This window comes from Parasphingorhabdus sp., from assembly GCF_049667325.1.
Classification (GTDB): Bacteria; Pseudomonadota; Alphaproteobacteria; order Sphingomonadales; family Sphingomonadaceae; genus Parasphingorhabdus.
This window is the reverse complement of sequence record NZ_JBATHY010000239.1, coordinates 1-12,220: the sequence shown is the minus strand read 5'-3', so window position 1 is coordinate 12,220 and position 12,220 is coordinate 1. Positions and strand designations below refer to the sequence as shown.

At 57.5% G+C, this 12,220-nt stretch carries 13 protein-coding genes and 1 tRNA gene; 10 read left to right on the top strand and 4 right to left on the bottom strand.

Annotation, left to right across the window (positions count from 1 at the left end; genetic code table 11):
- Positions 1-150 precede the first annotated feature (150 nt).
- Positions 151-227, bottom strand: a tRNA-Pro gene (locus WBM93_RS10690).
- A 201-nt stretch (positions 228-428) separates the two neighbouring features.
- On the opposite strand from WBM93_RS10690, the gene yajC reads away from it, so the two are divergent.
- The 4 genes from yajC to WBM93_RS10670 are packed head-to-tail and all read left to right on the top strand — an operon-like array spanning position 429 to position 3,757.
- On the top strand, positions 429-761 hold the full coding sequence (gene yajC / locus WBM93_RS10685) for a preprotein translocase subunit YajC (protein ID WP_424431691.1): 333 nt from the start codon (positions 429-431) through the stop codon (positions 759-761).
- Positions 762-788: 27 nt separating this feature from the next.
- Complete coding sequence (gene secD / locus WBM93_RS10680; protein WP_424431689.1) at positions 789-2,393, top strand: protein translocase subunit SecD; 1,605 nt, start codon at positions 789-791, stop codon at positions 2,391-2,393.
- Positions 2,390-3,373: a protein translocase subunit SecF gene (secF, locus tag WBM93_RS10675; RefSeq protein WP_424431687.1), complete on the top strand. Its 984-nt coding sequence runs from the start codon at positions 2,390-2,392 to the stop codon at positions 3,371-3,373. Before secD ends, secF begins: the two co-directional genes overlap by 4 nt.
- Before the next feature lie 3 nt (positions 3,374-3,376).
- Positions 3,377-3,757 carry an MTH938/NDUFAF3 family protein gene (locus WBM93_RS10670; RefSeq protein WP_424431685.1) on the top strand — a complete coding sequence of 127 codons (381 nt, stop codon included), beginning with the start codon at positions 3,377-3,379 and terminating at the stop codon, positions 3,755-3,757.
- Here WBM93_RS10670 and WBM93_RS10665 read toward each other — a convergent pair.
- Together WBM93_RS10665 and WBM93_RS10660 are read right to left on the bottom strand one after the other, a co-directional pair.
- Positions 3,754-4,932, bottom strand: coding sequence for a glycosyltransferase (locus WBM93_RS10665; protein WP_424431683.1), 1,179 nt, complete (start codon positions 4,930-4,932; stop codon positions 3,754-3,756). The two genes, WBM93_RS10670 and WBM93_RS10665, sit on opposite strands and share 4 nt — an antisense overlap.
- A gap of 24 nt (positions 4,933-4,956) precedes the next feature.
- Positions 4,957-5,520 carry a helix-turn-helix domain-containing protein gene (locus tag WBM93_RS10660; protein WP_424431681.1) on the bottom strand — a complete coding sequence of 188 codons (564 nt, stop codon included), beginning with the start codon at positions 5,518-5,520 and terminating at the stop codon, positions 4,957-4,959.
- A gap of 92 nt (positions 5,521-5,612) precedes the next feature.
- Here WBM93_RS10660 and WBM93_RS10655 point away from each other — a divergent pair, with 92 nt between their 5' ends.
- A complete protein-coding gene (locus WBM93_RS10655; RefSeq protein ID WP_424431679.1) occupies positions 5,613-6,128 on the top strand; it encodes a DUF6456 domain-containing protein in 516 nt (171 codons plus the stop codon).
- Here WBM93_RS10655 and WBM93_RS10650 read toward each other — a convergent pair whose 3' ends face one another.
- The gene (locus WBM93_RS10650) at positions 6,129-7,943 is read right to left on the bottom strand and encodes an ABC-F family ATP-binding cassette domain-containing protein (RefSeq protein WP_424431677.1); all 1,815 of its coding nucleotides are present in this window, start codon (positions 7,941-7,943) and stop codon (positions 6,129-6,131) included. It abuts the gene before it with no gap.
- A gap of 128 nt (positions 7,944-8,071) precedes the next feature.
- Here WBM93_RS10650 and WBM93_RS10645 point away from each other — a divergent pair, with 128 nt between their 5' ends.
- The 5 genes from WBM93_RS10645 to WBM93_RS10625 form a co-directional block, all read left to right on the top strand.
- Positions 8,072-8,929 (top strand): aminotransferase class IV, encoded by an 858-nt coding sequence (locus WBM93_RS10645; protein WP_424431675.1) that lies wholly within the window; start codon positions 8,072-8,074, stop codon positions 8,927-8,929.
- Between the two features lie 16 nt (positions 8,930-8,945).
- Positions 8,946-9,662, top strand: a complete 717-nt coding sequence (locus WBM93_RS10640; RefSeq protein ID WP_424431673.1) for an SIMPL domain-containing protein — start codon at positions 8,946-8,948, stop codon at positions 9,660-9,662.
- 68 nt (positions 9,663-9,730) lie between these two features.
- On the top strand, positions 9,731-10,039 hold the full coding sequence (locus WBM93_RS10635; RefSeq protein ID WP_424431671.1) for a PepSY domain-containing protein: 309 nt from the start codon (positions 9,731-9,733) through the stop codon (positions 10,037-10,039).
- Positions 10,040-10,170: 131 nt separating this feature from the next.
- Positions 10,171-10,836 carry a response regulator transcription factor gene (locus WBM93_RS10630; RefSeq protein WP_424431669.1) on the top strand — a complete coding sequence of 222 codons (666 nt, stop codon included), beginning with the start codon at positions 10,171-10,173 and terminating at the stop codon, positions 10,834-10,836.
- 95 nt (positions 10,837-10,931) lie between these two features.
- Positions 10,932-12,220 (top strand): sensor histidine kinase (locus tag WBM93_RS10625; protein WP_424431667.1); only part of this gene is annotated, 1,289 nt, incomplete at its 3' end.

The window sequence follows — 12,220 nt, the reverse complement described above, 5'->3', positions numbered from 1 at the left end:
GTGCGAGTCAGATCGGCCTGCTTTCCACAAACTTTGGGTCCCACAAGGCCGGTTATATAGGGAGTTTTGATGTTGATACCGTCATTCGCGCGCTTGCGCCGGGGCATTTTTCGGTCGTTCGTCCCCGGATACACTCTGGCTCCGGAAAACTGGTCGGGACGAGAGGATTCGAACCTCCGACCCCCACACCCCCAGTGTGATGCGCTACCAGGCTGCGCTACGTCCCGACCGAGGCTGCGCATATATGGAGGTCGATGGGGCTTGGCAAGTCGTTTGCGTCCGGATCGCAAGCTTTCGAAAATACGGATTTCATTGCACCCTCGACAAGCGCGTGATAGGCGCGCGCATCATTCGGGTTGGCTGTTCAGGGGCTTGAAATATCAACCCGGCCAACACACATCACAATTTGCAATTATCGGGACGGTTTCATGACAACAATATCTATATTATCTGCAGCAGGCGGCGCCGGTGGCGCAGGCGGTTTTCTGATTTCGGTGATGCCGCTGGTATTGATTTTCGCGGTTTTCTATTTCCTCCTGATCCGGCCCCAGCAAAAAAAGATGAAGGAACATCAGGGCAAGATCGGCGCGGTCAAGAAAAATGACCAGGTTGTGACCGGCGGCGGACTGGTCGGCAAGGCGGTCAAGGTCGACGATGAATATGTCGAGGTCGAGATCGCCAATGGCGTTCGCGTGAAGGCGGTCAAGGCAACCCTGTCGGATGTTATGCCGCGCGGCGGTGCCAAACCTGCGAACGACTGAACGCGGTGATATAGAAAGTTAGTTTCGATGCTCGATTTCCCGCGCTGGAAAGTCATTTCCATTTCCCTGCTATTGGCCTTTGGCGTGCTGATGTCACTGCCAAGCCTGATTGGCGAGAGCGGTCAGAAATATTGGCCGGGCTTTTTACCCAACGAAACCATCAATCTGGGGCTCGACCTCCAGGGCGGCAGCCACATCCTGCTGGAGGCTGATCCGGCCGATGTCGCGACCATGCGTCTCGAGACGATGGAAGAATCGGTGCGCGCCGAAATGCGTCGCGCGGATCCGCGAATTGGTATTGGCGACATCTCACGACGCGACGGTGTGTTGAGCTTCATGGTGCGCGACAGCACCCAGGTCGATGCGGCACGTGAAGCCATTCTCCCGCTGACCAGCGGAGCCGGCCTGACCGGCCAGCGCGACTGGGATATCGAAGTCCGCGATGATACGCGCTTTGTCCTGACTCCAACCGCCGCCGGTCTGGAAAATGCGGTTACCAATGCCATGGATACGGCGACCGACGTGATCCGCCGCCGGATTGATGAAATGGGCACCCGCGAGCCGACCATCATCCGGCAGGGCGATACGCGGATCGTGGTGCAGGTGCCGGGACTTGACGATCCCGAAGCTCTGAAAGCTCTGCTCGGGCAGACCGCTAAGCTGGAATTCAAACTCGTCGATTTTGATGCCGATCCCAATGCGCTGGCCGCAGGACGGCCACCGATCGGCAGCCAGATTTTCCCCTATCCCGACAATCCGTCCGGACTGCCCAATATCGCCGTCAAACGGCTTGGTGGCATCAGCGGTGACAAGCTGACCGATGCCGGACAGGGCTTCGCCCCGGAAACCAACGCGCCGGTGGTCAATATCACTTTCGATAGCGAGGGCGGTTCGAAATTTGCCCGCCTGACGCAGAATAATGTCGGCCGGCCGTTCGCGATCATCCTCGACGGCCTGGTGCTGTCCGCACCCAATATCAACGAACCGATCCTTGGCGGTTCGGCTCAGATTTCGGGCAATTTTACCGTTGAAAGCGCCAATCAGCTGGCTATCGCCTTGCGATCCGGTGCGCTGCCGGTGGAACTGAAGATCGTCGAGGAACGCACCGTCGGTCCCGATCTTGGCAAGGATTCAATCGACAAGGGCATGATCGCCGCGATTATCGCCACCGCTGCGGTGCTGGCGTTCATGATCGTTACCTATGGCCGGTTTGGCGTCTATGCCAATATCGCGCTGGCTCTGAACCTGTTCATCATTGTCGGGGTCATGGCGATCTTCAACGCGACACTGACGCTTCCGGGGATCGCGGGCTTCGTGCTCACCGTCGGGTCTGCCGTCGATGCCAATGTGCTGATCAACGAACGAATACGCGAGGAACGGCGACGAGGGCGACGAGTCCTTCAGGCGATTGAAGTTGGCTATAAAGAGGCTTCCCGCGCGATTTTTGATGCGAATATTACCAACATCATCGCCGGTGTATTGCTGTTCATGTTCGGGTCCGGCCCGGTCAAGGGTTTCGCGGTCGTGCTGATGATCGGTATCGCTTCTTCCGTCTTTACCGCCGTCGTCGTAACCCGAATGCTTGTCGTGCTCTGGGTGAGGCGAGCCCGGCCGCAGGAGTTGGTGATATGAGACTGGTCAAACTTGTCCCGGACGATACCAATATCGGCTTCCTGAAATGGCGCAATATCGCCATGGCGTTCAGTATCCTGACGATCATCGCTTCGATCGGGCTGGTTGCCGCCAAGGGACTGAACTTCGGTGTCGACTTCATTGGCGGCCAGATGATTCAGGCGACTTTTACCGAGACCGAAACGGCGCCTATCCCCGAGCTGCGCGAAAGCATTGGCGGGCTCGGCTATGGTGAAGCAACGATCCAGCGCTTTGGCGATGCCAATGAAGTGTCGATCCGGATGCGGCTGCCAGCCGAAGCGGAATCGCGCCCGGAAGCGGCCAGTGAAATGACCGCAAAAATCGTGTCGACCTTGAAAGCTGATCATCCCGATGTCCGCATCGATGGCGTGGAGTCGGTTTCCGGCAAGGTCTCAGAGGAACTTTTTGAAACCGGGGCCTATTCGCTGTTGTTCGCGATGATCGCGATTTCCATCTATATCTGGATACGCTTCGAATGGCAGTTCGGCGTGGGCGCGCTATTCGCGCTGGTCCATGATGTGGCGCTGACATTCGGACTGTTCGCAATCACCCAGATGGAATTCAATCTTAATATCGTCGCGGCGCTGCTGACGATCATCGGCTATTCGCTCAATGATACCATTGTCGTGTTCGACCGGATTCGCGAGAATCTGAAGAAATATCGCAAGATGGATATCATCGCGTTGCTCGATCTGTCCGTGAACGAGACTCTGGCCCGGACGGTGATGACCAGCTTGACCATGTTGATCGCGCTCGGTGCTCTGATCCTCTGGGGGCCGGATGTGATTTTCGGTTTCTCCGTGGCGATGTTCTTCGGCGTGTTTGTCGGTACCTACAGCTCTGTCTATATGGCCGCTCCGATCCTGATCTGGCTGAAAGTTGGTCCGGACACATTTGTGCCAACTGAATCAGCAGATGAAAAGCCGGAGAAGATAGGCGGACCAGAGCAGATCGGTTGATCCGTGGTTGAACTGCGTAAAGATATCGATTTTACCGGTCCGGTGGTCACCGGCTTTACGCCGCAAGGCTACAAGATTGGTGACCAGCGGTTCGAGCAAGGCCTACTGATTTCGCCTGAACAGGTATTGGACTGGACCGGTTCCAGTCTCGATAAGCTGGATCTCGGGGAGATATTGTCCCGCCTGAACCTGTCTCCCGCCCCCGAATTTCTGCTATTGGGTAGCGGCTCGGCGATGTTGCAGCCACCGGCCGCCTTCCGTCGGGAAGTAGAGGCAGCAGGCATGGGGCTGGAAGTCATGGACAGCCGTGCTGCGGCGCGGACATGGGGCGTGTTGCGGGCAGAAGAACGCTGGATCGTCGGAGCGTTTCTGCCGATCTCCTAGGCTTTGTTCGCCGCTTTGCTCAATATCACGAGCAACTGATCACCGTTGTTTTTCCAGCTGAACCGGCTGACCGATGAACGCACCAGTTCCTGCGCTGGCGGTTCAGCGAGGATCGCTTTTGCGGCCGTGACAATCGCCTCGACCGTCTGGTCGACGACCCGTCCGGCACCCGCACTGGTTACCAGTTCCCGCGCACCGCCGGCCTCGCTGATGATCACCGGCGTACCGCAGGCCAGTGCCTCGACCCACGCATTGGCCAGGCCTTCGGACTTGGACACGAGAATGGCGATATCGGCGGCAGCGGTGAGATGGGGCATCTGATCATGCGGGACGCTGCCGAGAAAGCGGACGCGGTCGGCAACGCCCAGTTGGCTGGCGAGGGCGCGATAGGCATGCTCTTCTTCACCTTGACCCGCGAGCATCAGGTGCGCATCGGGAAAGCTTGCAAGCGCGCGGATCACCAGATCCTGATTCTTGCGCGCGATCAGCGCGCCGCTTGTGATGAATAGTGGCCCGCTGACGCCCAGCGCCTGCTTTGCAGCGACTCGATCGACCGGGACGAACTTGTCTTGGTCGAGGCCGGTATAATGGACCGAAATCTTGTCGCCATCCATCCCGAGCGCGATCATGTCCTGCTTCAGTGCCCCGGATACCGCCAGCAAGGCGCTGGCCTTGTCCGCTGCCTGCAATATTTGATCCCGGCATCTCGGATCGCTGCTCCAATGATGGATATCCGCACCGCGCGCCTTGATTGTGAAGGGGATATCGAGCGCGGCAGCCAGCCGCATCGCGGCGGGGCCATCGGGGTAGAAAAATTCGGCATCGATCACGTCAAACGGTGTTTGCTCGTGCAGTTGTTTGACCAGCGGCAGAAGCGCATCGGCTATCCGCCGCGGATTGCTCGCGCCGCCAATCTTGGGAAGAAGCATGAATCGCGGTCGGTAGATGTCCAGCCCCCGCCACTCTTCCTGCTTTGGCAAGGCGTTCAACGCTCGATATTGGCCAAGCTTGCGCAAAGGCCACGGCGGTATGCCGATCGGATTGATGATCGTAACGTCGGTTGCAGGACGGCCGGCCAGTTCGGCTGTTTGCCGCTCGACAAATATCCCGAAATTGGCGGCTGCCGCATGGGGGAACAAGGTCGACAAGGTCAGGACGCGGAGCGGCTGGTTCATGGCAGGGTCCTTAGCACAAGGGCGCTAAAGCTCCCTTACCAGCCGGACCGCGACGCCGATCCATTCGGGATCGCTGACAATCTGCTGCCGCGCGCCGCTGCCGAGAGGAAGAATTTGCAGGCGATGGTCCTCGCGCCCGATCAAGCGGCCAAACAGATAGCGCCCGGCGGGACGAGGGACCAATATGTCGCGGTTGAGAGCGCTGCTATATTGTTCCGGTGTCCGCCGCGACAGCCAGACATCGTCACCCGCACGATAATCACCGATGCTGCTTTTGACCCGCAACGCGACCATCGCCGGTTCGATGGTGGGCTGATAGATATTCTCGGTCTTGCCCAGAGCATGCGCGCCCTTGTGATCGAGGATTGCGGCAACCGGCAGTTCTTCCTGGTCGGGCAAGGACAACAGAGCGGCGCTGTCCACCCCCAGGGCGTCGGCAATCCGGTTCAGCCAGTCCAGCGACAAGGTCCGCATTCCGGTTTCCAGCCGCCCTATGGTTTGCGCGGTCGTCGGCGGTTCACACCGTCCGGCGACATCGTCCAGCGTCAATCCCTTTGCTTTGCGAACCTCTCTGATGCGGCTGATCATAGCTATCTCCAAACCTATATGGTTTTATGCTTTCCTACAATATTGCCAAAATGGCAAGGGTATAAAGTCACCAATTAGGAGATATTGCGTTAATGAAAGTCACCAAAGCTCGATCCGACCCCCGTTTGCTATCCGAGCGCGCACTGCCGCAGGACGGGGAGGAACGCGATGATCGCGAACCAAAGAGGATGCGCGCGCGCAGCGTCACGGTCAATCTGTCGGAATCGCCCTTGGGCTGGCTTCACGCGAGAGGCCATTTGTCCGATCGCCAGTTTGATGCGGGGGAAAAGCTGCGTACAGATTGGGAACGGGCCAATCTGGCACCGCGGATCACGATGCGCTGGGATGCTGCACCGGTCGCGGGCGGAAAACGCAGTTCGCCTGCGATATTGAACGAGTCCGAAGTTCTGATTGCCGCCAAATTGCGTTTTGATAAAGCGATCGACCATCTGGGTAGCGATCTCGCCGATATTGCCTGGCGGATAATTTGTGGCGGGGAGGGGATACCGGTTGCGGAAAAAAATCTCGGCTGGCCGGCGCGGTCGGGAAAACTGGTGCTGAAAATTGCATTGGACCGTTTGGCAATTTTCTATCGCCTGCCCGGCTGATCAGGGATTGAGCAGCTGCTCTACTTCTTCCGCCAGTTCCAGCCAGCGCATCTCGGCGGCATCTTTTTCCTCGATCAGCGCGCTATTCTCTTTGGTCAATTCATCGAACTTCGCGAAATCCCGCGCATAGAGATTTGGATCGGCGAGCGCCTGCGCGATGTCTTCTATACGATGGTCAATTTCCTCGATCCGCGCTGGCAACTGATCATAATCGCGCTGGTCCTTGTAGCTCAGCTTCTTGCTCGGGCTGTTCGAACGAGCGACTGGTTTGCCGGAAGACCGCGTCTCTTTTGGTGCGGCTTTCTGACCGGAATCGTCCTGTTTGCGCTTTGCTTCCCATTCGGCATAGCCGCCAGCGATAACGTCGACATTGCCGCTGCCATCGAGGCCCAATGTGACGGTGACGGTGCGATCGAGAAAATCGCGATCATGGCTGACCAGCAGAACCGTGCCTTCATAATCGGCGATCACTTCCTGCAGCAGATCGAGCGTTTCGAGATCGAGATCATTGGTCGGTTCGTCGAGCACCAGCAAGTTCGACATGCGGGCAAATTCGCGGGCGAGCAAAAGCCGGGATTGTTCGCCGCCGGACAAGGTTCCTACGCGGGCGTCGATCAGTGTCGGAGCGAACAGGAATTCCTTGAGATAGCCCTGGACATGCTTCTTGGTGCCGCGCACATCAATCCAGTCGCTGCCATCGGCCAGAACATCGCGAACCCGCTTGTCGGGGGACAGCAGACTGCGTTGCTGGTCGATGAAAACACCATTCAATGTCTGGGCCAGCGCAACGTTGCCAGTGTCCGGTTCCAGTTCCCCGGTCAGCATTTTCAGCAAAGTGGTTTTGCCCGCACCATTGGATCCGACGATCCCGATCCGGTCGCCACGCTGGATGCGCAGCGAAAAATCCCGGATGATGACGCGCCTGGCATCGTCTTCACCAAAGGACTTGGAAATATTGGTCGCCGTTATCACCGATTTGGTTCGACTGTCATCGCTCTCGGCCTGCAGCTTGGCTGCGCCCGCCGGGCCGATCATCGCCGCGCGCTGGGCCCGCATTTCCCAAAGCTTCGCGAGCCGGCCCTGGTTGCGCTTGCGCCTGGCGGTGACACCGCGCTCGAGCCAGTGCGCCTCTAGCTTCAGCTTTGCATCGAGCCTTTCCGCCGAACGGGTCTCGTCGGCATAGATTTTTTCCATCCATGCATCATAGCCGCCAAAGCCGACATCCAGCCGCCGGATCGTGCCGCGGTCCAGCCACAATGTCTGTTTGGTCAACCGGGTCAGAAAGGTGCGGTCATGCGAAATGGTTATGAACGCGCCCTTGTAACGACCGAGCCATTCTTCCAGCCAGTCAATCGCGCCAAGGTCGAGATGGTTGGTCGGTTCGTCGAGCAGCAGAAGATCCGGCTGCGACGCCAATGCCCGGCATATCGCGGCGCGGCGCTTCTCGCCGCCGCTCGCCTTGTCGGCGCGAATGGAAAGATCGGTTCCCAGCTGGTCGGCAATGGCTTCCACTTCATGCAGAGCCGGTCCCGTGGGCCCGGACAGCGCAAAGTCGCGCAATGTCTCGTACGGGGTAAAATCAGGTTCCTGCTCCAGCATCACAATATTGATGCCCGGCTGGATAACCCGTTTGCCCTTGTCCGATTCAATCTTGTCGGTGATCAATCGCAGAAGGGTCGTCTTGCCCGCACCGTTGCGCCCGATCAGCGCCAGCCGATCTCGCGGACCGACGTGCAGATCCAGGTCCTTAAACAGCCATCCTTCGCCCTGATGGAGCGAGAGATTCTCATAGGAAAAAATGGGAGGTTGCGACATGGTTCCCGCGCGTTAGGGGCAAGCGCGATTTCGCTCAAGTCTTCTCTTTTAAACAAAGCCCATTGACCTACCGTGCCATATCGGATTGTTAGGGGCGAAATTGACAATATTGGTGATCGGAGCGGGATTTGGACTTAGTTTATCTGAATGGCGATTATGTCCCCAGGTTATCCGCCAAAATCTCTGTATTTGACCGCGGACTGCTGTTTTCCGACGCGGTTTATGAGGTGGTTTCGGTGATTGATGGTCGGTTGGTCGATATGGAACGGCATGTCACCCGCCTCGAACGATCGCTCGGCGAGCTTTCGATCAATGCTTTTGCCGATTGGATGGCGATATCGCAGAATCTTGTCGCAGAAAATAAGTTACGCGAAGGCCTGATCTATCTGCAAGTCTCGCGCGGGGTGATGGACGAGCGGGAATATCGCTGGCCCGCGCCAGACACGGCTCCGACCATATTCGCCTTTGCCCAGCAACGGGTGCTGCTGGAAAACCCGATGGCGGATAGTGGCATGCGGATCATCACCCGACCCGACCTGCGCTGGCAAAGGTGCGATATCAAGACCACACAGTTGCTCTACGCGTCGCTGATGAAAATGGAGGCGATGGCGGCGGGAGTCGACGATGTCTGGATGACCCGGGATGATATGATCACCGAAGGAACCTCTCAAAACGCTCATATTATCCGTGAGGACGGCGTGCTCATTTCGCACCAGCTTGACTGCCGCATATTGCCCGGCGTGACGCGTATCGAAATGCTCATGCAGGCAAAGTCTATGGAACTAACGGTTGAGGAACGCGCTTTCTCGATTGATGAAGCGAAAAATGCGGCGGAAGCGTTTGTAACATCGTCGACATTGCTGATCATGCCGGTCGTCGAGATTGACGGTCACAAGATCGGCGACGGAAGGCCAGGCGAACGGACAAGAGCAATTCGTCAAAACTATATGGCTGCTGTTCAGAAAGCTTCGTCTAAATTGAACTGAATCAATGGAGATTAATATGAGACTTTCAATTTTAATGGCTGGAGCGGCATTGGCATTTGCCCCGATGAACATCGCGCAAGCCGCGAATGTCGAGATTGTCGCCCAGAATCCGGTGATCGAGCTCAGCGTTTCCGAACAGGTCGATAGCGCACCGGATACCGCCACGTTCAGCACCGGCGTCGAAACCAAGGCGCCAACCGCTACACAGGCCCTACGCGACAATTCGGTCCAGGCACGCGCGGTTATCAACCGGCTCAAATCGCTGGGCATCGCCGAAAAGGATATTCAGACCACCGGAATCAATCTGCGCGCGGATTATGATTATGATCAGGAAAGCCGTCAGAACCGTTTTGTCGGCTATGTGGTTTCCAATCAGGTCTCGGCAGTTGTTCGCGACATATCCAAGCTTGGGGGAATTCTCGACGCGATCGTCAGCAGCGGTGCTACCAATTTGAACGGTCCATCATTTTCGATCAGCGATGATAGCAAGATAAAGGATGTGGCACGGGAGCGGGCGCTCGCCAATGCGAAAGCGCGGGCGATGAACTATGCCCGTGCAGAGGGGTATTCCGGCGTTCGGGTGCTTTCGATCAGCGAAGGCATGTTCCACCAGTCGGAAGCGCCGATGATGCGGATGGAGAGTGCCGACGCGTCGAATGCACCACCTCCGGTTGCTCCGGGGCAGATTGGCACGGTCGTTTCGCTCAACATAACATATGAAATGACACGTTAATCGAACAGTCTATAGTCTGAACTGCCTATTCACGTGATGTTAAAACCGCCGAGCCTAGGAAGGGAACGATGTTGAAGAAAACCACCTTTTTGACCCTTCTTGCGCTCGGCCTGACGGCTGTCGCACCGTCCATGGTTTCGGCCAAGGACCGCCGCGGCGAGCAGAATGAAGCGCGCGCGCAGATGATGGCCGGCAAGGTGAAGTCGATCCGCTCGATCGAGAACCAGATTTTGCCGAAAATGGCGGGCAGTGAATATATCGGACCGGAATTTGACCCCAATGCACTGGTCTATCGACTGAAATTCATCCGCGACGGGCGGGTATTGTTTGTTGACGTCGATGGCCGGACCGGCGCGATCCTGCGCCAGACCCGCTAAACAGAATCGGCGAATTCCGGTTATTCTGAATCCCGTATTTTCTAGATCCTGAATTTTCTAAATCATTGTGCGTTTTCCGGATGGTGATATAGGCTATCCCAGATAAAACTGCATTATTCCGGAGGACAAGCATGCGCGTCTTGATTGTTGAAGACGAACCCACGCTGGGGCAACAGCTCAAAACGACATTGGAGGCCAACGGCTATGCCATTGACCTGTCGACAGACGGCGAGGACGGCCATTTCATGGGTTCGACCGAAGACTATGACGCGGTGATCCTCGATCTCGGCTTGCCGGAAATTGACGGCCTCACCGTGCTCGATCGCTGGCGCAAGGAAGAGCGCAATTTTCCGGTGCTGGTCCTGACCGCGCGTGACAGCTGGTCGGACAAGGTGGCCGGACTTGATGCGGGCGCCGACGATTATCTCGCAAAACCGTTCCAGACCGAAGAATTGATCGCCCGTCTGCGCGCGCTGATCCGCCGCGCCTCGGGCAACGCCTCGTCAGAACTTACCGCCGGCGCCGTGCGTCTCGATACACGGTCGGGGAAAGTGACTCTCGACGGCAGTCCGGTCAAGCTCACGGCGCAGGAATATAAACTCCTGTCCTATCTGATGCACCACAAGGGCAAAGTCGTGTCGCGCACCGAACTGATCGAGCATATTTATGATCAGGATTTTGACCGGGATTCAAACACGATCGAAGTGTTTGTCACGCGTATCCGCAAGAAACTGGGCGCGGAAGTCATTTCGACAATTCGGGGGCTTGGCTATAGTCTAGAGGATCCCGAAGCCTGAATGAACCAAGCCAGATAGATAATCCGGTCGATGAAAAGGCACCGACACCCCATAATCGGCTAGGCACCCAAACCACCGGTTCCCTTGGTCGCCGGATGATCGGGATCGCTGCGGCGTGGATCATGATCCTGCTGTTCGGTGGCGGTTTTGCGCTGGACCGGGTGTTGAACGATGCGGTGACCCGCAATTTCGATAATCAGCTCGAATATGTGCTGACAGCCATGATCGCCTCGGCCGAGATTGGCCCCGATGGCGAAGTTTTTCTCAACCGGCCACTGGGCGACCAGCGCTTTCTGGAACCCAATAGCGGCCTTTACTGGCAGATCAGCGGCGATGATCATGATGATTTTCCATCCCGTTCCTTATGGGATCGCACGCTGGAATCGAACATCACCCATGATGATCGAGAAACGCATATCTATGATAGCAAACAATTCCCTGACGAACCGCTGCGGTTGCTCGAGCGCACGATCATCTTGCCCGAATCCGAGACAAAATGGTTGTTCCAGGTCGCCCAAAGCCGTGATGGCCTTGACGCCCAGATCGCCAATATACGCTCGATCCTGATCAACAGCTTCCTGATCCTCGCGCTGGGACTGATCGGCATGGCGGCGCTGCAGACGCTCTATGGTCTGTGGCCACTCCGCAAAATTCGGGTTGCGATTGCGGCGATGCGGACCGGCCAGCAACGCCGGGTCGTCGAACCGATGCCGAACGAAGTCACGCCGATGGTCGACGAACTCAACGCATTGCTCGATCATAATGAAAAACAGGCAGAGGAAGCGCGGCGGCACGCCGGTAATCTGGCACACGCGCTGAAAACCCCGCTTACCGTGATCATGAACAGCGCCACCGCCAAGGCCGACGATCTGGCGGACACGGTGATCCGCGAAGCCGGGGTGATGCGGCGGCAGGTCGACCATCACCTGGCGCGCGCGCGGGCAGTGGGCAGACGCGGCCATGCGCACAGCCGGGCCAAGGTCTGGCAAAGCCTGCAGGCCGTGGAACGCGCAGTCGGTCGGCTTTACCCGCATGTCCGGATCGATATCGATGGCGATCAGGACGCCGTCGCTTCGGTCGAGCGCCAGGACCTTGATGAAATGATCGGAAATCTTGTTGAAAATGCCGCCAAATATGGCGGCGGGAGCGTGTTCATTACCGTCGAAACCAGCGATCAGTTTGTCGAATTGCTGGTCGAGGATGACGGTCGTGGGATTCCCGAGCAAGAGCGCCAGCGCATATTCGATCGTGGAGCCCGCCTCGACAGCGGCAAACCGGGAACCGGTCTGGGTCTTGCCATTGTCCGCGACGTCGCAGAAATCTACGACGGCTCGGTAGCGCTGGAGGAAAGCGAAGATCTTGGCGGATTGCTGGTGCGGTTGCA